A 21,285-nucleotide genomic window follows, 5' to 3' on the forward strand; every position below is an offset into this window, starting at 1 on the left:
TTATTCAACTCTCTTTCTTAAAAATAGATAACCATATATACCAGCTATAATTATAGTTATTACTGGATGGATTTTGAAAATATTAATGCAAATAACTGTAGCTACTATTATAAATAAATTTATATAGTCTTTTTTTAGTGATTTGGAAAGACTAACTACGGCGATTAACACTAACATTGGCACTGCAGCTCCTATGCCTTTAAATATTAAATTTACGTAATAGTAGTTCCTAAATTGCATAAAAAAAGCAGCTATAAAAAGTATAATTAAGAAAGATGGAAGAATAGTCCCAAGAAGCGCAAGGATTGCTCCAAGTACACCTCTAATTTTATAACCTATAAATATAGAGGTATTGACAGCAAGAGCGCCAGGAAAGGATTGGGATATTGTTAATATATCTAAAAATTCATTTTTATTAACCCATTTTTTGTTTTTAACAACTTCTGTTTCTATTAAGGGAATCATTGCATAACCCCCACCAAAAGTAAATGCTCCTATTTTAAAAAAGCTCCAAAATATTATAAAGTATTTTCTCATGAAACTCACTCCAATGTGTATTAGAATATTGCTAAGGATTTAAAATAATTTTAAAGCAATCCATTTAATACCACTTTATATTAAAGTTTATAAAAAGTAAAGAAGGCTGAAAATAATCAGTCTTCTTTATCTAAAGGTAAAAACTAAATGAGTTTAACAATTATTTATGATCACTAAGACTATTTTCATATTTATCTATTGGGTATAGATCCTTTGTAAAGTGTAAATTTAGCATCATATTCTTCTTTTTGCCTGTAGAGCTCTTCAGCAGACATTCCGCTTATAGGAGAGCCTGATTCAGAGACATTTTGTTCAGTAGCAGAATTTTGGTTATTTGTGTTATTATTTTTTTCCATAAATATTCACCTCAGTTTTTAGGATGTGCAGGTTAAAGAAAAAGTATAAGAGTAATTTTAAGGATATAAAAATAAACACTTACATTTTTACATGCAATTAAATAGAGTATAAATTTAAAAACTGTACAAACTTTTAGTATAAAGTTAAAGCTTAACTTTATACTAAAAATTTAATTAATTTAATGAGGAGGAACTTACTATGGCAAGTAGAGGGAATAGAGCATTAATACCAGAAGCTAGAGAGGGATTAAATATATTCAAAATGGAAGCTGCAAGAGAAGTTGGAGTAGATTTAAAACCAGGATATAATGGTGACCTTACTTCAAGAGAAAATGGCTCCGTTGGAGGACAAATGGTTAAGAAGATGGTAGAGGCTTATGAAAAAGGACTATAATATAAATTAATTACGGTGAGGATGACTCAAAGTTAAAAAATGAGTCATCCTCATTTTTTTCTAGTTAGTTTCCCTAGAAAAAAATTATTTATGGAATTTATATAAATATTAGATATAATATTTATATAATTAAGATATCTATCGATATACATATTAGTATAAAAACGTGGAGGTAAAAACATGGAAATATCAAGAGTAGGAAGAACAACCAGTGTTCCTGCTGAGAAGAAATCCATAACTGTTAAAAAAGATTTTTCTCAAAGCTTTAACTCACAAATGGAAAGAAGGTCAGAACAACAACTTAAGGAAATGTTTGATAATATAAAGAAAAAAGGAAACAGACTTGCAATAACTAAATGTTATTCAGATGTTAAGTCCTATAAAAAAATGATAAAAGATTATCTTGAATCTGTATTAAATTACATGTACAAAGTAAAAAAGGATATAAGCTTTTGGCAAACACAATATTTCATAACAGTAGAAACAATTGATCAAAAGCTTGAAGAGCTTACACAAATGCTTGTCAATGATCAAAAAGAAAATTTAGGTGTAGCAGCAACTATTGATGATATAGCAGGTCTTTTAGTTGATATTTATAAATAAAGATGTAGAGATTCATGTAATACTTAATGATTTTTAGAAAGTGGTAACAAAAGCAGTTTACCACTTTCTATCTAAAATTAGTTGTATCTGTGGAACCTTCTACAAATACGTGTGGTTCAACTAATAGTTCAGTTTTATACATTATGTTACCTTCAACCTTTTTATGAGGATATGCTCTATGAAAGCTCTCTGCCACATCAAATATGTCAAGACCTTTCTTTTTATATTCATCAAATAGCTGTAAAGAAAACTTTCTTATATTTGATTCTGCATTCTTTTGAATATCATTAATTGTATCTTGATCAAAGTTTAAACTCTTTTGAGCTTCAGTTATAATTGCTCTTGTATTTATTATTTTTCTTAGAGTAACTGTCTTACCGTCATAATATACCTTTGTATCTGTTTTATTCCTCAGAATTTCTAAGGTTACAAAGTTATTAGAACAATTGGGGTTAGACACCTCCAAAGTTCCTCCCTTTATATTATCGATTATAAAGTTATAACTTTCAGTTTCAGCTTCTCGAAGTCTTCCTACCATTTTATAATCTTTTATTATAGCTCCATCACTTATTGCAACCTTATCCTCCAACTGGTTCTTTTTCAATTCTATCATTGGTACAACACAAGTATTATTTTGAGAGTAATTTTTATTTAAAAAATCATTTAAGCTTAGTATAGTTCCTCGGGATGAGGAAGGAGTATTATAAATAAGATCGTGTATGAACAAGCCTATATAATCTTGTTCCTTAAGCTTAGCATTAATCAATGCTACTGGATCCCCTTTATAAATTACAATATCAGATCGTATGACGAATTCCTGACCTCTATCAAACACATCTATGAAGCGGTCTAGTCCTTTTTCAGCAGCTTTTTCTGTAAATATAATACCTCTACATTGAGTATAGTTAAGCTTATAGCTTGAAGATAAATTCAGATTTCTAAAGGTTTCAAAGAGAGTCTTTCCAGTACCTTGGAATAATACCCTCGAGCCTTTTCCTGAGGAAGCCTTTCCACCTCTTGATGGCTTAAAAGCTTCTTCATATACTACTGGCATACCTTCTTCATCTACATCAACTATTACAGAAGTTGTAAATATTACTTTATCTATATCTGTATAGTTAAAACAACCGTTAAAAAGAAATGTACTTAAAATAAGAAAATATAAAAGAATTTTTTTCATTTTCTTTCATCCTCATCTGTTTGTAGCATATTTTTAGAAATATCTTGAAGATTATCTCTTGCGGCTAAATCTCTATAATCAAATTGTTCTGATGTAGTAAATGGCATAAAATAAGAATAACCGCAGCTGTTTAGTGAACCGACATGTGCACAAAATATAAAAATTGCCATAAAAAATCCCATAAGTCCAAGTAATGATGATAAAACTATAACGATAAATTCCCAGAATATCATTGCAGTGTTAAGCTTAGGAGTTAAAAAGGAGGTTATAGCTGATAGTGCAACAATTATTACTGTGCTTTGTGAAGCGAGTCCAGCTCCAACTGCTGCATCACCTAATATTAATGCTCCTACTATACTAATTGCCTGCCCTATGGGTTGAGGCAATCTTATACCAGCTTCTCTTAAAAATATGAAGAAAAAAGTCATTATTACTACTTCAACTGCAAGAGGAAGAGGAACATCAGCTCTAGATGCAGCAAGTCTAAATATAAACTCTAAAGGAACTAGCGAAAAATGATGTGTGGTTAATGCTACGTATATACCAGGTAAAAACAAGGATATCATAAAGGCAAATATTCTTAATAATCTTGTAAAATTTGAGTAATATTTATTTAAATAATAATCATCAGCGGTTTGAAAGTTTTCTATAAAAAAATATGGTGCAATTAATGCAAAAGGAGTTCCGTCCACTAAGACTACAACTTTTCCCTCTAATATTTTAGATGAAGCTATATCTGGTTTTTCGGTATATCCTATAGTATCAAAGCAGGTATATTTGCATTGTAACTGCTCTTGTATATAATTTATATCTAATAAAAAATCTAGATTAATACTTGATAGCTTTTTCTTTATATAATCTACTAAGTTATTAGGAGCAGAGCCTTTAAGGTATATTAAGGCTACAGTAGTGTTAGATTTCTCACCTAAAAGTTGAAGTTCAACAGTTAGGTTTCCATTTTTAATTTTTCTTCTTATTAATGAAATATTATCTACTATAACTTCATTAAAACCCTCTCTAGGACCCTTTAATACCGCTTCTGCTATTGGTATTGAAATGCTTCTTTTACTAAATCCTTTAGCCTCACAATATATTGCTGAACTTATAAAATCAAAAACTATAACTACATCACCAGATAAAATATGAATGACTGCATCTTCTTTTGTTTTAATATCTCCTATAGAATTACTATAAAGAACATTCTTTTTTACGTCCTCTATATCTGCCTTTATATTATCATTTCTAATAAATGGGGCAATAATATATTCACTTATGAATTTGGAATCACAAAGATTATCTATAAAAAATAAGTTAATAGTGCCAAGGTTACACTTTAATTCCCTATGCTTAAAGTCTGAGCTAGATTTTAGCTTTAAATATATATATTGTAAGTATTCATTCATAAACATCACCATTTTTATTATTTGTTTTTTTTAGGATAACATTCATTGTTTAGTAAATAATATTTTTGTAGCAATATTTACAATAAAGAACGGAGAATGGTAATGGATAAGTTAAACTTTAAACATCTATTTTTTATAATATGTGCTACAACAATACCAGCACTTAAGACCTATCCACAAGTATTCATGAGGCATGCTAAAAAAGAGAGTTGGATTTCCGTTACAATCGCGGGGATAATTATAATATTTTACTTTAACTATATAATAAAGGTATGTGTAAAAAATAAATGTTTTAGCTTATATGAAATATATACATATGCTATAGGGAGACTATTAGGAAGGATATTTCTAATTTTATTTTTAGTCACATTGTTTTTATCTTTATTGGGAAGTGCCTCACTTGAAACCAGTGTTGTACATTATAATTTATTTGTTGAAAGTCCTAATTGGTATATTGCACTTTTTATTGTTCTTCCAGGATTATATTCAGTCTTAAAAGGAAAAAACTCTGTAATTATAGTAATAATGGTTAGTATAATTATTTCTGTAATAAACGGAATAAACCTTTATATACTTACTTATCATTTTAAAGAATACAGAAGATTATTTCCCGTCTTTGAAAAAGGTATAAGTTTAGATTTTTTTATAGGAACAGCAAAGGCTTTAGGGCTATATGCATCTGCAGCAATTGCTTTACCATATCTAGCTCAAATCAAAGAGAAAGAAAGAGTACGTAGATGTGCGATTTTCACCCTTATCTTTGTTGTACAGATGATAATCGTTTCAACAAATGGAATTCTAACCACTTTTTCTATTGAAAGGGCAAACATTATAATTTTTCCTAAGCTTATACAAACACAGTTAATATCCTATTTTGGTTTTATTGCTAGCGGGGAATTTTATGTAATATTTCAGGTTATATCAGGCTGGTTTGCAAAATATGTAGCAACTCTTTTTTGTACACTACTTATTTTAAAAGAGTTGAAAATAGAAAAGATATGCAATATAAGATTTTTACCTTATACAATATCAGCACTTGTATATATAGGTGCTTTATGTACTACTAATAGTTTGATAGGATTATTTAAGTTTTTAGAATTTTATGATTTTATGTGCCTTATAAATTTTTTCATTATGCCTATTGTTATTTTCATAATATATAGTTTTAGAGCTAAAAGAAAAACTAAGCAAAAACAAAGTTAACCTATGATTAAAGTTATAAAAAGTTATTACTTTAGTTATAGGCATTCAATTCGTAAAGTAAAAAAATGGGTCGCATTTTTTAGAGGACAGAGGACAATTGACAGAGGACAATGAAGGATGATTTTTCTACGTTACACTACGAAAAATCTTTAATTATATTATAAGTCGATGTTTCACATTAGTGAAACGAGCTCAAAAATAAATTAGTTTTCTGACGTAAGGAAGAAAACTCACCTTCACTGTCCACTGTCCTCTGTCAATTGTCCTCTTAAAAATTTTGTGTTATCTAAATATCATCAATAATTTACGTGGTATAAGTTAACTTTCGACCAAGTAACCTTTATAAAAAACTATTTTTCCAAAGACTATAGCTTGCATCTGAGGGCATTCGGAAGTCACCTCTAGGAGAAAGGCTAACAGTACCAACCTTTGGTCCATCAGGCATTGCCGAACGTTTAAATTGTTGGGTAAAAAATCTTCTTATAAATGTATCCAGCCATTTTTTTATAGTTGCTTCGTCATAATCTCCTTTAAATGCATGTTTAGCTAAGAATAATATTCTTTCAGGAGTAGAGCCATGTCTTATAAAGTTATATAAGAAGAAATCATGTAATTCATAAGGACCAACTATATCTTCTGTCTTTTGAGCTATATTTCCTTCGCTATCTTTAGGTAAAAGTTCAGGACTTACAGGAGTAGCAAGTATATCCATTAGTATAGTTGATATTTCTTCTCTTACTTCCTTTTGAGCTACATATTTAACTAAATATCTAACTAGTGTTTTAGGAATAGAAGCGTTTACACCATACATGGACATGTGATCACCATTATAGGTACACCAACCTAGTGCTAACTCGGATAGGTCACCAGTTCCGATTAAAAGACCACCTTCTTTATTAGCTATATCCATAAGTATTTGAGTTCTTTCTCTTGCCTGAACATTTTCATATGTAACATCATGTTTCTCAGCAGGGTGATTTATATCATTAAAATGCTGAAGGCAAGCAGGAACTATATTTATTTCTCTAAGTTCTGTGCCAAGATTTTTACACAGGTTAATAGCATTATTATATGTTCTATCTGTGGTTCCAAAGCCAGGCATAGTTACTGTTATTATGTTTTCCATTGGAATATCCAGCATTTTAAAGGTCTTTACTATAACTAGAAGAGCTAATGTAGAGTCCAGCCCGCCAGATATACCAATTACTGCATTTTTAAGTCCTGTATGTATAATTCGTTTTGCTAAAGCTGAGGTTTGTATATTAAATATTTCCTTGCAGCGCAGTTCTCTTTCAGCTTCATTTGAAGGCACAAATGGATGCTTATCAATATATCTATCGAATATGCCATAATTAATATTTTTAAATTCAAATTCTATATTTAAGGGCTTAAAAGGCAGTAATTTGATACTGTCTCTAAAGCTTACATTCTTAAGTCTTTCACTATTTAATTTATTAATATCTATAATAGATGTTATAACTTGATTTTCTCTTTGAAATCTATCATTATAGCTTGATAGGGCTCCATTTTCACCTATGAGCAAATCTCCACTAAAAACTAAGTCTGTGGAAGATTCAAAAACTCCACTGGAAGCATAAATGTATGAACTTATACATCTTCCACTTTGAGATTTAACTAGCTCTTTTCTATACTCTGATTTGCTTACTACCTCATTTGATGCGGATAAGTTACCTATAACGTTAGCACCCATTAAAGTAAGATAACTGCTAGGAGGAATGACAGTCCATAAATCCTCGCAGATTTCAAAACCAAATCTAAAATCTCCACAAGTAAAAATTAAATTAGTTCCAAAGGGAATATTTTTTTGAAAGAATAAATCTACCTCTTCATCAATAAGACCTACCCCTTCCGTAAACCATCTTTTCTCATAAAACTCTGTATAATTTGGTATAAAGCTCTTAGGTACTATTCCAAGAATTTCTCCTTCAAAAATTATATATGCACAATTATATAAGCAATAATTATATGTAAGAGGTGCGCCTACTGCTATAAGTATGTCTTTTCCCTTAGAATAGTTACATAAATGCTGTAAGCCCTCTATGGCTTTAGTAAGTAATAGTTTTTGTTCAAATAGATCGCCACAGGTATAGGATGTTATGCACAGTTCAGGAAAAACTACAAGTTTAGAATTTTGTTCTACGGCTGTATCTATGCATTTTTTAATATTTTCTAAATTAAACTCTATATCAGCTACATTTGTTATTGGACAGGCAGCTGCTACTCTTATAAAGTCAGCCATTGGCATTATATCATCCCCTTATTAAATGCTGTATGCTATATAACTAGCATTTTTGTATTAGGCATTTTCAAAAAGATAACTAGTCAGTATGCTAGTATATTTGACTTGTTATTTTATTTCAGATGCCTTACTTAAATAATATTGTCAGCCTATTTCAATATAATTATCAATTACAAAAGATAAATTGTCAAATTATATTAATTCACTTACAGGAGAAGTTCGACATAGTATAGAAAGTAATATATAAGGCATCTTCAAAGTTGCATCTTTGACTTCTTATTTTGGGAAGATGTTTAAGATACAATTATATGCAAATTGTAAATATTTCAAGAGAATGTAAGAGAGCTTGTCCAGAACTGCGATTTATATGATAAAACGGTATTTAATATCACATTTTGATATTAAACAAAACTTTATTTAATTTATAACATACTGTATTATAAAAACATAACTTATATAAGATGAGGCATATATATTATAAAGATTATGTAATAAGGAAGGGGGAGTTGCTATGACAGGTACTATTATTTTATGGGTAGTTATTGGTGCTATAGCTCTGCTCGTAGATATTATAACTAGTGCTTTTATATTTGTTTGGTTTACAATTGGAGCTATTGCAGCAATTATAGCACAAATACTAGGTTGTTCCTTTGCAGTTCAGTCTATTATATTTGTAGCAATAAGTGCTATATTAATGGCTGTTGGGTATCCAATGGCTAAAAAGAGTATTAAGATGTCTGTAAAGCCTACACCAACTAGAGAACAGACCTATTTAGGAAAAGAAATTGTTGTGGATGAAGACATAGTAAGCAATGGGGCTGTAAAAATAGATGGAGTATATTGGGTAGCTAAAAATGAAGGTGAGATGGTTAAAAAGGGAGACAAGGCGAAAATTATAGGCGTTGAAGGAAATAAGATAATTATTAAAAAGATTTAGGAGGATGGAAAATGTTTGGAAAAATTTTATTTTTAATTATTCTGTTTTTTATAATTGCTACTATTATGTCTTCTATTAAAATTGTTAATACTGGATATGTGTATGTAGTTGAAAGATTTGGTCAATTTCACAGGATATTAGAACCAGGTTGGCATTTAGTAATTCCATTTGCAGATTTTGTTAGACAAAAGGTTTCAACAAAGCAGCAAATACTTGATATTGAACCTCAAAATGTTATTACAAAGGATAATGTAAAGATATCAGTAGACAATGTTATATTTTATAAAGTGATGAATCCTAAAGATGCAATTTATAACATAGAGAGTTACAAATCAGGTATAATTTATTCAACTATAACAAACATGAGAAACATAGTAGGAAATATGGCACTTGATGAAGTTTTATCAGGAAGAGATATGATAAATTCTGAGCTTTTAAAAGTTGTTGACGATATTACAGATGCTTATGGAATAAAAATTCTATCTGTTGAAATTAAAAACATAATACCACCAGGAGAAATTCAACAGGCTATGGAAAAGCAGATGAAAGCAGAAAGAGATAAGAGAGCTGTAATTCTTGAAGCAGAAGGTGCTAGACAAAGTGCTATAGCAAGAGCAGAAGGTGAGAAGCAATCAAAAATATTACAAGCAGAAGCAGAGAAAGAAGCAAATATTAGACGTGCAGAAGGTCTAAAAGAATCTCAGCTACTTGAAGCAGAAGGTAAAGCTAGAGCAATTGAAGCGGTTGCAGAAGCACAAGCAAAAGCTATTAATATGGTAAATAAATCAATAATAGAATCAGGCACTAATGAAACAGTTATTGCTCTTAAGCAGGTAGAAGCTCTTCAAGAAATGTCTAAAAACCCTGCAAATAAGCTTATACTTCCAAATGAAACACTATCTTCTTTAGGAAGTATTGCGGCTATAGCTGAAATGCTTAAAGGTAATAAATAGAATGTAGAATTCCACGGCGTCAGTTAGGTTACATGACTGGATATATTTAAATAGTAAATAATTTTAAATAGGTAGAGCCTTTGTATAAACAGAGGCTCTACCTATTTATGCATCATTTATAAAAAGAAAATTAAATATAGATAGATTGTAGCTATAGCTACTGTTAAAATAGTCATTGGAAAAGCAACTTTAAAATACTTTTTAAAAGTAATTTTATGCCCTCTTTCTCCTGCCATACTAATCGCAAGAACATTTGCGCTAGATCCGATTATTGTACCATTTCCTCCAAAACATGCACCAAGAGAAAGTGCCCACCATAAAGGTGTAAGATTAATCCCAGAGAGCTCTCCCATATCTTTAATCATTGGTATCATTGTTGCAACGAAAGGGATGTTATCAACAAAAGCTGATGCAATGGCTGAAACCCATAATATTGCCATAGTTGTTAGAAGTAAATTTCCATGAGTTATATTCAATACCCACTCCGCCAAAAGTTTTATTGCACCTGCTTCTTGAAGACCACCTACAAGCATAAACAGCCCGCTAAAGAAAATGATAGTGCTCCATTCAACCTCATGTAGTATTTTTTCAGGATTTAATTTTGATATAGATAGAAGGACAACTGCGCCTGTAATTGCTATGGTTGCAGATTCATAATGAAGCACCCCGTGAAGTATAAAACCAATAAAGGTTAATGCAAGTACTACTATGCTTTTAATAAGAAGGTTCTTATCTTTTATTGCTGATTTTTCATCCCTTCTTAAAACTTTTTCTTTTGCTTCTTCCGTTGTAGTTAACATATTTTTATATATTAAAGCAAAAATGAAAGTTGTTAAAAATAATAGTGGGATAGCAATAGTAGCATCAATTTTTATGAAGTCAGTAAACTTTAAACCTACTGAACTTCCTATCATAATATTTGGTGGATCTCCTACCATGGTAGCTGTTCCGCCTACGTTTGATGCAAAAATTTCAGTTATTATAAAAGGAACAGGAGATATACGCAAATCTTTTGCTATATCAAAAGTTATTGGGATTATCAACAATATAGTTGTGACATTATCAAGTACGGCTGAAAGTATACCTGTTACTATAGATAAGAATATAAGTAATATTTTTGGATCGCCCTTTGCTATTTTTACAGCTCTAATTGCCATATATTCAAACAATCCGGTTCTTTTAACAACCATAACTATAATCATCATACCAATTAAAAGTCCAATAGTATTATAGTCAATATGACCAAAGGCATGATCTTGACTTATTATTCCTGTAAGTATCATCAGAGAAGCTCCAATAAAAGCAACCAATGTTCTATCAAGTTTCTCAAATATGATAAATACATAAGCTATAAGAAATATAGAGCAGGCTAAAATAATTTTAAGTGAGTTATTATCCATATTAAATCCTCCTAATTAAATTATTATTTGAGTTTTATCTTAAAATATTTACGCACGCAAAAAAAGGTGGAAAAGTCCATAAAATGGACTTCCCACCCCAGAAGTCAGATGCTTGAAAACGAATATAATTCGATCAACCGTACTTAAATATTAAGTTGATTTAATAGTAACATAATATTTAAAGATAATCAACTATGTCTTATGTAGTTAAATATACAACATAGGACATTGATCATTATAAAATAATCAATGTCCTATGTTGTAGTTTTATTAAGTTTTGAAAATAGTGGATAACTTCTCTCGACAATTATAATTTTAATATTTTTATGTATTTCTTTGGTAACAAAAGTATTAAAATTAGTTACAAATAAGTTACAGTTATATGATATTGATAATTTTCAAAAGATAAGTATGATATAATTACAACACAATCATATTAAACATTAGGAGGATTTTATGGAAAGAAAAGTTCTATTAGTAGAGGACGAAAGCTCTATAAGAGGCTTTTTAAAGATAAATTTTAAAAGAAATAATTTTATTGTAATAGAAGCAGAGAATGGAGAAATCGCTATAGAAAAAGCAAGGAGGGAGAAACCTATTATAACAATATTAGATATAATGTTACCTGGAATGGATGGATTTAAAGTTTGTGAGATTTTAAGAAAGGAGTTCCCGAATATGGGGATTATAATGCTTACAGCTCGAAGTCAAGATATGGACAAGATAATGGGTTTAGAATTTGGAGCAGATGATTATATGATAAAACCTTTCAATCCACAAGAATTAATTGCCAGAGTAAATGCGCTTTTAAGACGTATAGGAAATAGTGTAGATACCTCAGTTAAGGTGTTAACTTCTGGGGACTTTAACATAGATGAAACTGCAATGAAAGCTTACAAAGAAGGCAAAGAGTTAGATTTGACTCCAAAGGAGTATTCACTTATTAAGATATTTATAGAAAACGAAAATAAGGCTTTAAGTCGTGATGAGTTATTAGATTTAGTCTGGGGGTACAGCTATTTAGGAGACACAAAAATAGTAGATGTAAATATAAGAAGATTGAGAGAAAAAATAGAAGATAACTCCTCAGAGCCTAAGTATATAGAAACAGTTTGGGGTGTAGGGTATAGATGGAGAAAGGATTGATATATTGAAAGGAATAAAGGGTAGATTAATAGGGAGCTATATATTTATAGTTGCTATAACTGTTGCTATACTTGATATCTTTCTTGTGGTAGCAATAAGAGGGTATTACTATAAAAATATAGAAAATATGTTATCAAACCAAATTAAAGTTTCTGTAGACTTTTACAATAGCTACCTATCATCTTCAAATTTGAAAAAGAATATACAAGATAATACAGATATATTTTGGAAAAACACCTCAGCTGAAGTGCAGATTATTGATACTTCCGGAGAAATGCTTATGGATTCTATAGGAAATTTTATTCCGGGAAAGGTGCCGGGAAATGATATAGAAGATGCATTAAGGGGAGAAATGGGTACATATACCGGGAAAGATGTAAATACAAAGGAAAAAATTATGTGTGTATCTTATCCATTAAAGTCATCAGATAAAATTGAAGGAGTACTCAGGTTTGTTACTTCTCTTTCTGAAGTAGATAAAGTAATAACAAAGATAACACTAATTTTAATTTTGATAGGCATAACAGTCATTATAATTAGTAGTGTTGTAGGTATATTTTTATCTAATACTATTGTAAAGCCTTTAGATGGGTTAACAGATATGGCGAGAAAGATTGCATCAGGAAGATTTAATGAAAGAATAGTTAACAAAAGAAACGATGAGATTGGGCAACTGTCGGATACATTAAACTTTATGGCTGATGAAATAGTAAAAAATGATAAGCTAAAAAATGAATTTGTAGCATCTATATCTCATGAACTTAGAACGCCTCTTACATCCATAAAAGGTTGGGCATCAACTATTCGTACTGGAACTTTAGAGGATAAGCAAGAAATAATGGATGGATTGGAAATAATAGAAAAAGAAAGTGATAGGTTATCTAAATTAGTTGAAGAGCTTTTAGACTTCTCAAAATTTGTATCAGGTAAGATTGTGATGCAGAAAGATTTTGTCGACATGAAAAACACTATATCACATATACAGAAACAGATGATGCCTAGGGCTCAAAGGCAAAAGATTACTTTTGATATTCATTCAGAGGAGTTACCATTAATGTTAATAGATGAGAATAGAATAAAGCAAGTTCTTATAAACATACTTGATAATGCTTTCAATTTTACCCCTGAAGGTGGATGCATAAGTCTTAACTTAAGAAAGAGTAACTATGCGTTGTTTATAACTGTAAAAGATTCAGGAGTTGGAATAAGGCGAGAAGATTTACCTAAGGTAACTGAAAAGTTTTTTAAAGGAAAGAACAGCAAAGCAGGAAATGGAATTGGACTGTCAATTTGCAGCGAAATAGTTAGTATGCATAATGGACAAATTGCAATTAATAGCGAAGAGGGGAAAGGAACTATAGTACAGATAACATTGCCAATAGAAGAGAAATAAGATCAATTTTAATCATATATAATGTTTTAATTTAGGTAAGGCTAGTTATTTTTGAAGATGACTAAACTATAAAAAGAAAAGGTGATTTTCCTTGAAAAAAATTGTTATAATAACAGTTAGTTTGTTAGTTGCTTTTATATTTATATTTCATAAATATATTAATATGTCTTTTAGCACACAGGTGCTGCCAGTGGCGATAAAAAGTTTTCCTATAGAAGGGCGATGGGTTGTTACTAGGTGTGTTTTGACAGATAGTTCAGCAGCATCGGAGAGTAATACTAAAGAATTCTGGAATAAAGAAGCTATCTTCAGCGGGGAAGAGGTATATTTTAATAATGAATCATGCAAGAACCCTAATTTTAAAATTAAGATAACAGATACAAAAAGTTATTTTTGGGATAATTTTAAGGTAAAACCTGCTGATCTTGGTATATCAGAGCAAAAGGTTAAGGTAGTTACAATATCTTCTGGCAATACTTTCTTTGACGAGTATGTACAGACAAATGATAATCAAATAATAAAAAATAGTAATGGTATGCTTTTGTTTTTTACTAGACAGGGAACTGGAGTTAGCAAGTTTCCAGGTGAGCATGAGCCCAAAAGCAGCAAAGTACTTATGACTAAATTTCAAAAAGATATAGTTTCTAAGAGTGGACTTCTTCTTGGTATAAAGCACAAAGAAGAGAATGGATATAGTTATAAAACACTATGGATAAGTTCAAAATACAAAAACTTAGACGAAATAAAGGAAGTCAAAAATCTTTTAGTGCCAAGAAAGAGTGGGTTTTGGGAAATAGGTATGGACAAAAATGTTCTTTGGGGAAAATCCTTAAATAGTAGTAATTCTAAATACAAAAGCAGAACATTAGTTAATAGCGAGATTACTTTTGTAGGAAATGAGTACATATCTTTAGATAACAAAGATTTAGGATTAGAAGTTGTTGCTATAGATAACTTAAATGGAGACAATATAGCATTTTCAAAAGCCTTTGGAAGTGATGCAGAGGAAGCACTAAAAAAGAGTGCAGAATTATTTTTAAAAAGATTAAATAAAAGGAATCTTGATCAAACAGATATGAACTATATGGAGAAAAATTGGGCTGTTATCAGGCGTAGTGGAAGATGGATTTTAAGAGGAAGAACAGAAAGTGGAGACTTTGATATTGCTTATGCCACACCAAGTATCTTAACAACATACGATGATTTATATATACCCTTTAACTCGATAAAAAAGGTAGTGCCAGATGCAGTAGATGCATATGCTTCTCCTAATAGAGACATTTTAGTTGTAGTTACAAATACAAATATAAAAGTATTCTCTATAAATAACAAGGATATAGGTAAGATTAAGGCAGATATAAAACTAAAAGATAATGAAAGTGTGGTTATGGGACAGTGGGCAACTGGAGAGTATGTAGAAGAATGGGGAAAAGTAGTGAGTAAAGTATCATCCCTTAGTGCTAGTTCGCAACCCCCTACAAAGCAGTTATCTGAAAAGTAGTGAATGTATATTTAAAATAATATAAGCTAGACTGGATATGAATATGTTTTCGTATCCAGTCTATTTTTTATATATAAGTTTAACTCAATTGATATAAGGTTACTTAACCCAAAGTTAGCTTTCTGGCTGTCTTCTTTATAATTACCTATAAAAAAGATTATAATTTAATATTCCGATAATTGAAGGCTTTATATAAATAAGTATTAGCAAGCACTTATTTTACGCAACGTTTACAGGATAAAATTCATCATTTTGTGCCATTATAGAGCAATAAATAGTACGGAAAAAGGTCATGTTTTGTAAATATAAATCAATAAAAATAAAAGTAATTTAAAGAAAAATGAAGTAAATTAAACAAAATGAAGCATATTTTTGTTTAAATAGAAATTTTGATTAAAATTATCCATAAAAAGGTTGATTTTATAAAAAAAATATTTATAATAGTTTATATAGCTAGAATTAATTGGAAAAAATAATGAGTTGTGGAAATAGAAGGGGATGTTTGAGAGATGCAGAATGGTAATCCTAATGTTGCATATTTTAGTATGGAGTTTGGGCTAAATTCAAATTTTAAAATTTATGCTGGAGGACTTGGAATATTAGCCGGTGATTTTTTGAAGTCAGCTAAAGATAATAAGCTTCCTGTCATTGGAGTAGGTATAAAGTGGAAACAAGGATATGTAGAACAGCATGTAGATAGCCAAGGTAGAATAGTCGATTCTTTTTACAATAATGAATATGAGTTTTTAAAGGATACTGGCGTTAAAGTTAACGTGAAAATTAGAGGTAGAGATGTCTTTTGTAAGGTATGGAAAGTAGAGTGCTTTGGGAACTCAGAATTATATTTGCTAGACACTGACCTCCCAGAAAACAATGATAGATGGATTACTGGTCAATTATATGGATGGTTTGAGGAGGAAAGAATAGCTCAAGAGATGGTTCTTGGTATTGGAGGAATAAGGGCACTTAGAGCTTTAAATAAAAATATTGATGTATATCATTTTAATGAAGGTCATGCAGTATTTGCTGGCTTTGAACTTATAAAAGAAAAGAAAGATAGAGGATATAACCCTTATGATGCATGGAATGAGTCCAGAAAGCAAATCGTGTTTACAACTCATACACCAGTTTTCGAAGGTAACGAATTTCATGGACTAGATATTTTAGAGTATATGGGGGCTTTTAATGGTTTAGATAGATATCTGGTTAAAGAAATAGGTGGGGAGCCTTTTAATATGACAGCAGCAGGTCTTAGACTATCGAGAAAATCTAATGCGGTATCTGCACTACATGGTAGAATCGCTAATGATATGTGGAAATCTATTGATAAAAGAAGTGAAATAATAAGTATAACAAATGGAGTACATGTTCCCACTTGGGGAGATATGGACTTAATTGGCGCGTGCCAAAGAAAAGAAGATATAAGTGGCTATCATAGAAGGAATAAGCAAAAGCTTATAGATTTCATTTACCAGGAAACAGATATTAAATTGAATGAAGATAAGCTTTTAATTGGCTTTGCGAGAAGAGCAGCGCCTTATAAGAGAGGGGATCTTATATTTACAGATGAAAGCAAGATAGGTACACTTCTCAAAAATAGAGATGTTCAAATAATAATATCTACTAAAGCTCACCCACTAGACTTTAGTGGCAAAGAAATAATTAAGCATATTCTAAGTATACAGAAGCAATACTCTGAATCTGTTGTATTTTTAGATAACTATAATATGGAGAAAGCTATGCTCCTTACAAAAGGTGTAGATGTGTGGTTGAATAATCCAAGGGTAACTAAAGAAGCTTGTGGTACTTCTGGTATGAAGGCAGCTATTAATGGAGTATTAAATTTAAGTACTTTAGACGGGTGGTGGCCTGAAGCTTGTTGGGATGAAGTAACGGGGTGGCAGATAGGTGGAGGATTTGTTTCGGAAGATGCAAATATTCAGGATAAACATGATGCGGATAGTTTATATGACGTTCTCATAAATAAAGTAGTTAAAACTTACTATAATGACCCTAAAAAATGGCAAGAGATGATGAGTGCCAGCATAAATGGAATGGTAGATAGATATTCAGCAGATAGAATGATAAAGGAGTATTATGATAGACTATATAGATAAATATTAGGGGGAGAGAAATAAAATGAAAATATTGATGCTTTCATGGGAGTACCCACCCAAAAATATAGGGGGGTTATCAAATCATGTTTTTTATTTGTCACAGTCATTAAATAAGATGGGTCACGAAATACATGTGATAACCTGTGAAGAAGGTACAGCTCCTAGTGAGGAAAATGATAATGGAGTTTTTGTACACAGGGTATCACCATATAAAATAGACACTAATGATTTTGCAAAATGGGTTATGCAACTCAACTTTTCTATGGTAGAAGAAGCGATAAGAATTATAACAACAGAAGGAAAGTTTGATCTGATACATGCCCATGATTGGCTCTCAGCATTTAGTGCTAAAACGCTAAAGTGTTCTTTTAAAATACCTACTGTAGCTACTATTCATGCAACAGAGTATGGTAGAAATGGTGGAATAAGAACGGAGATGCAAAGATATATATCCTCTACGGAATGGCTTTTAGCTTACGAATCATGGAAAGTTGTTGCATGTAGTAATTATATGAGACAGCAAATAAGTGATGTCTTTTCCGTGCCTTGGGATAAAATTTGGGTAATACCTAATGGAGTATGTTTAGAGACATTTAACTTTGAATTCGATTGGTTAAATTTTAGAAGAAAGTATGCTAGAGATGATGAAAAAATTATATTTTATGTTGGAAGACATGTGTTTGAAAAAGGAATTCACCTTCTTGTAGAAGCAGCTCATAGAATAGTTGAAAATTATAATAATACAAAGATTATTATAGCTGGTACAGGTGCAATGACAGAAGAACTAAAATCCAGGGTGAGACAGATGGGATTAGAATCAAAAGTGCAATTCACAGGCTATATGAGTGACCAAGATAGAAACAAAATGTACAGAGTTGCAAATGCTGCTGTATTTCCTTCACTATATGAACCTTTTGGAATTGTTGCTCTTGAGGCAATGGCGGCAGGATGTCCAGTAATAGTTTCTGATACAGGTGGACTTGGAGAGATAGTTGAGCATAAGGTCAATGGGTTAAAAGCTATAAATGGATGTGTAGATAGTTTAGTAGACAATATTAGTGAAATTTTATATGATGAAAACTTGGCAAATTCTTTAAAGAAAAATGCTTTGAATTCAGTACATGAGAGATATACATGGGATAAAGTTGCTGAAATTACAATAGATATGTATAAAATGCTGAAAGAAGAGTCGAAGGGAACTGAATGGGAAATTAGAGAAAAGGATGAATCAGAAATAAGAGAAAAACTAAATAGAGATAAGAAAAATGGATTAGGTATTGAGGAATTAAATATAAAAGAACCTGAATTTATAGAGAAAGAATCAGGTAAAAAGAAAAGGGTCAACAAATAAAGAATATATAAATTTCAAAAGAGGGGATGAGGTTTATGAAAGCTATAATTATGGCAGGTGGAGAAGGAACAAGATTAAGACCTTTAACTTGTAATATACCTAAGCCTATGATGCCGATAATGGATAAGCCAGTAATGGAGTATACAGTAGAACTTTTAAAAAAGAATGGAATAACTGATATAGGGGTTACATTACAATATTTACCTGATGAGATCACTAATTATTTTGGAGATGGCAGGGAATTTGGAGTTAATATGAGATATTTCATAGAAGAAACTCCTTTGGGCACTGCTGGTAGTGTTAAGAATGCAGAAGGTTTTTTAGATGATAGTTTTATTGTTATAAGTGGGGATGCATTAACAGATATAAATTTATCAACAGCTATTGCTTATCATAAAAAGAAAAAATCTATAGCAACTTTAGTATTGAAAGAAGTTCCTGTACCGCTGGAATTTGGAGTTGTTGTAACAGACAATGACGGACGGGTTACAGGATTTTTAGAAAAGCCAAGTTGGAGCGAGGTTTTTAGTGACAAGGTAAACACAGGAATATATATACTTGAACCGGAAATATTCTCATATTACGAGAAAAATCAAAAGTTTGATTTTAGTAATGATCTATTTCCTATACTTTTAAATGATAAGAGACCTATGTATGGGTATGTAGCAGAAGGATACTGGTGTGATATCGGAAATATAGAGCAATACATTAGATGTCATTTTGATATATTGAAGAGCCTAGTAGATGTCAATATAAAAGGTGAAAAGTATAAGGATGGCATATGGGTTGGTGAAAATTGCGAAATAAGCACTGAGGCCAAGATATCTAGTCCTGTCTATATTGGAAGAGGTACAAAAATTTATGAAAAATCGGAAATAGGACCATACACAATATTGGGGAAAAACAACATAATTTCCAATGGAGCTACAATAAAGAGAAGCGTTCTTTTTGATAACTGCTATATAGGAGATAATACGGAAGTCAGAGGAGCAGTTTTGTGTAAAAAGGTTCAACTTGAGTCAAAAGCTTCTGTATTCGAAGAGGCAGCAATTGGTGATGATACCCTTATAAGGGAAAGGGCTATTGTAAAGCCTGGAGTTAAGATATGGCCAAATAAAATTATAGATTCAAGCACTGTGGTGAAGTCTAATGTAATATGGAGAGGGAAATTTTCTAAATCCTTATTTGGCAAAAAAGGTATAACTGGAGAAGTTAATGTTGATATTACTCCAGAATTCGTTTCAAAGTTAGGTTCAGCATATGGTTCACAATTAAAGCCAGATTCAAAGGTAGCTATTGCCTGTTGTGATAGTGGAGCAGCTCAAATGTTTAAATATTCATTAGCTACGGGACTTCTTTCTATGGGAATCGAGGTTTTAGATTTGGGAAGATTACCGAGATCCATAACAAGGCAATCAACATTATTTTTTGGAGTACAAGGAAGTGTCCATGTTTCAATAGATATTGATGACCCTCAAAAGGTGAACATAGTATTTATGGATAAGAACGGACTTGATATAGATAAAGGATTAGAAAGAAAAATAGAAAATAGCTTTATAAGAGAAGAGTTTAGAAGAGTTAAAACAGATACTTTTAAAAAGATTGATCACATGCGCGATTGTATCGATTATTATGTAAGACAAATTGTAAATCAGCTTGGTGTTAATAATATAAGAAGCCAAAAGTATAAAGTAATTTTAAGCGTAAAAAATCCTATGGTTTTAAATATAGTTAAAGCTATATTCCAAGAACTTAAAGTAAATGTTAAGATCTATGAAGAATTCAATGATATTTTAGGCTTAAGAAAAGAAGTAGCAGAAAATAATGCTAGCTTAGGTATTAGAATTGATGATGAATGTGAAGGGGCTTTAATTATTGATGAAAAAGGAAATATAATAAGAGATGATTTATATGATGCATTAAATGCACTTGTTATGTTGAAGTCTACTAATATTAGAACACTAGTGGTTCCTGTAACAGCTTCATCCACCATGGAGCAAATAGCGGAAATGTGTGGTTGCAAGTTTATAAGAACTAAAACATCGCAAAAATTCATACTAGATGCTTACTTAAAGAATGAAAATAGAATAGGTAAAAGGGAAATGATTAATGCTTATTTAATGACACTCGATTCAATAAGTGTATGTATGCTAGCAATTAATCTTATGGCTGTATGTAATTTGCCTCTTTCTAAGATACTCACCCAAGTTCCTAAATATTATATAACAAAAAAGGAAGTAAAGTGTCCTTGGAATATGAAAGGTAAGGTAATGAGGAATCTTATTGAAGAGAACGATTCAAATTCTGTAGACTTAATTGAAGGAGTTAAATTAAACTTTGATGATTCATGGGCTTTAGTTCTGCCGGATGCAGAAGAACCTCTATGCAGAGTTTATGCAGAATCGAAGGATTCAGACGAATTGAAGAAACTTACAGATAACCTTTTAAGAAGAATCGAAACAATAACATTAGAAGAGTAAATTTTAGAGGACAGAGGACAATTGACAGATAAGGAGGATTTTTTTCCATTATACTACGAAAAATCTTTAAT

At 30.9% G+C, this 21,285-nt stretch carries 17 protein-coding genes and 1 other annotated feature; of the genes, 11 read left to right on the forward strand and 6 right to left on the reverse strand.

Going from position 1 to position 21,285, the window contains the following annotated elements; all coding sequences use genetic code 11:
• Complete coding sequence (locus tag I6U51_RS15665; protein ID WP_211143527.1) at positions 1–537, reverse strand: chromate transporter; 537 nt, start codon at positions 535–537, stop codon at positions 1–3.
• 191 nt (positions 538–728) lie between these two features.
• On the reverse strand, positions 729–893 hold the full coding sequence (locus I6U51_RS15670; protein WP_211143528.1) for a hypothetical protein: 165 nt from the start codon (positions 891–893) through the stop codon (positions 729–731).
• A 199-nt stretch (positions 894–1,092) separates the two neighbouring features.
• Between I6U51_RS15670 and I6U51_RS15675 the strand changes: the two genes are divergently transcribed.
• Positions 1,093–1,287: an alpha/beta-type small acid-soluble spore protein gene (locus tag I6U51_RS15675; RefSeq protein ID WP_211143529.1), complete on the forward strand. Its 195-nt coding sequence runs from the start codon at positions 1,093–1,095 to the stop codon at positions 1,285–1,287.
• Between the two features lie 180 nt (positions 1,288–1,467).
• On the forward strand, positions 1,468–1,890 hold the full coding sequence (locus I6U51_RS15680; protein ID WP_211143530.1) for a YaaR family protein: 423 nt from the start codon (positions 1,468–1,470) through the stop codon (positions 1,888–1,890).
• A gap of 67 nt (positions 1,891–1,957) precedes the next feature.
• On the opposite strand, the gene I6U51_RS15685 is transcribed toward I6U51_RS15680, so the two are convergent.
• Together I6U51_RS15685 and I6U51_RS15690 are read right to left on the reverse strand one after the other, a co-directional pair.
• Complete coding sequence (locus I6U51_RS15685) at positions 1,958–3,070, reverse strand: Ger(x)C family spore germination protein (protein WP_211143531.1); 1,113 nt, start codon at positions 3,068–3,070, stop codon at positions 1,958–1,960.
• Complete coding sequence (locus tag I6U51_RS15690) at positions 3,067–4,473, reverse strand: spore germination protein (RefSeq protein ID WP_211143532.1); 1,407 nt, start codon at positions 4,471–4,473, stop codon at positions 3,067–3,069. Before I6U51_RS15690 ends, I6U51_RS15685 begins: the two co-directional genes overlap by 4 nt.
• 102 nt (positions 4,474–4,575) lie before the next feature.
• On the opposite strand from I6U51_RS15690, the gene I6U51_RS15695 reads away from it, so the two are divergent.
• Positions 4,576–5,676, forward strand: coding sequence for an endospore germination permease (locus I6U51_RS15695; protein WP_211143533.1), 1,101 nt, complete (start codon positions 4,576–4,578; stop codon positions 5,674–5,676).
• A 340-nt stretch (positions 5,677–6,016) separates the two neighbouring features.
• On the opposite strand, the gene I6U51_RS15700 is transcribed toward I6U51_RS15695, so the two are convergent.
• Positions 6,017–7,942, reverse strand: coding sequence for an NAD(+) synthase (locus tag I6U51_RS15700; RefSeq protein WP_211143534.1), 1,926 nt, complete (start codon positions 7,940–7,942; stop codon positions 6,017–6,019).
• Positions 7,943–8,447: 505 nt separating this feature from the next.
• Here I6U51_RS15700 and I6U51_RS15705 point away from each other — a divergent pair.
• On the forward strand, positions 8,448–8,873 hold the full coding sequence (locus I6U51_RS15705) for an NfeD family protein (RefSeq protein WP_211143535.1): 426 nt from the start codon (positions 8,448–8,450) through the stop codon (positions 8,871–8,873).
• Positions 8,874–8,884: 11 nt separating this feature from the next.
• A complete protein-coding gene (locus I6U51_RS15710; RefSeq protein ID WP_211143536.1) occupies positions 8,885–9,826 on the forward strand; it encodes an SPFH domain-containing protein in 942 nt (313 codons plus the stop codon).
• Between the two features lie 116 nt (positions 9,827–9,942).
• Here the strand turns inward: I6U51_RS15710 and I6U51_RS15715 are convergent, their stop codons facing one another.
• The gene (locus I6U51_RS15715; RefSeq protein WP_211143537.1) at positions 9,943–11,226 is read right to left on the reverse strand and encodes an ArsB/NhaD family transporter; all 1,284 of its coding nucleotides are present in this window, start codon (positions 11,224–11,226) and stop codon (positions 9,943–9,945) included.
• Positions 11,227–11,312: 86 nt separating this feature from the next.
• Positions 11,313–11,365 (reverse strand) — a sequence feature (sodium ion sensor (DUF1646 type); this cis-regulatory element may regulate processes involved in with the transportation of sodium ions).
• Between the two features lie 317 nt (positions 11,366–11,682).
• Here I6U51_RS15715 and I6U51_RS15720 point away from each other — a divergent pair.
• The 6 genes from I6U51_RS15720 (at position 11,683) to I6U51_RS15745 (ending at position 21,214) form a co-directional block, all read left to right on the forward strand.
• Positions 11,683–12,372, forward strand: coding sequence for a response regulator transcription factor (locus I6U51_RS15720; RefSeq protein WP_178907174.1), 690 nt, complete (start codon positions 11,683–11,685; stop codon positions 12,370–12,372).
• 4 nt (positions 12,373–12,376) lie between these two features.
• Positions 12,377–13,765, forward strand: a complete 1,389-nt coding sequence (locus I6U51_RS15725) for a sensor histidine kinase (protein WP_211143538.1) — start codon at positions 12,377–12,379, stop codon at positions 13,763–13,765.
• A 91-nt stretch (positions 13,766–13,856) separates the two neighbouring features.
• Positions 13,857–15,266, forward strand: a complete 1,410-nt coding sequence (locus I6U51_RS15730) for a hypothetical protein (RefSeq protein ID WP_211143539.1) — start codon at positions 13,857–13,859, stop codon at positions 15,264–15,266.
• 509 nt (positions 15,267–15,775) lie between these two features.
• The gene (glgP, locus tag I6U51_RS15735) at positions 15,776–17,383 is read left to right on the forward strand and encodes an alpha-glucan family phosphorylase (RefSeq protein ID WP_211143540.1); all 1,608 of its coding nucleotides are present in this window, start codon (positions 15,776–15,778) and stop codon (positions 17,381–17,383) included.
• A 22-nt stretch (positions 17,384–17,405) separates the two neighbouring features.
• Entirely contained in the window at positions 17,406–18,734 is a 1,329-nt protein-coding gene (locus tag I6U51_RS15740; protein WP_211143541.1) for a glycosyltransferase family 4 protein, read from the forward strand.
• Between the two features lie 35 nt (positions 18,735–18,769).
• On the forward strand, positions 18,770–21,214 hold the full coding sequence (locus tag I6U51_RS15745) for a sugar phosphate nucleotidyltransferase (protein ID WP_211143542.1): 2,445 nt from the start codon (positions 18,770–18,772) through the stop codon (positions 21,212–21,214).
• The last annotated feature ends 71 nt before the right edge of the window (positions 21,215–21,285 follow it).

The organism is Clostridium aciditolerans (genome assembly GCF_016316925.1).
Classification (GTDB): domain Bacteria; phylum Bacillota; class Clostridia; order Clostridiales; family Clostridiaceae; genus Clostridium_AM; species Clostridium_AM aciditolerans.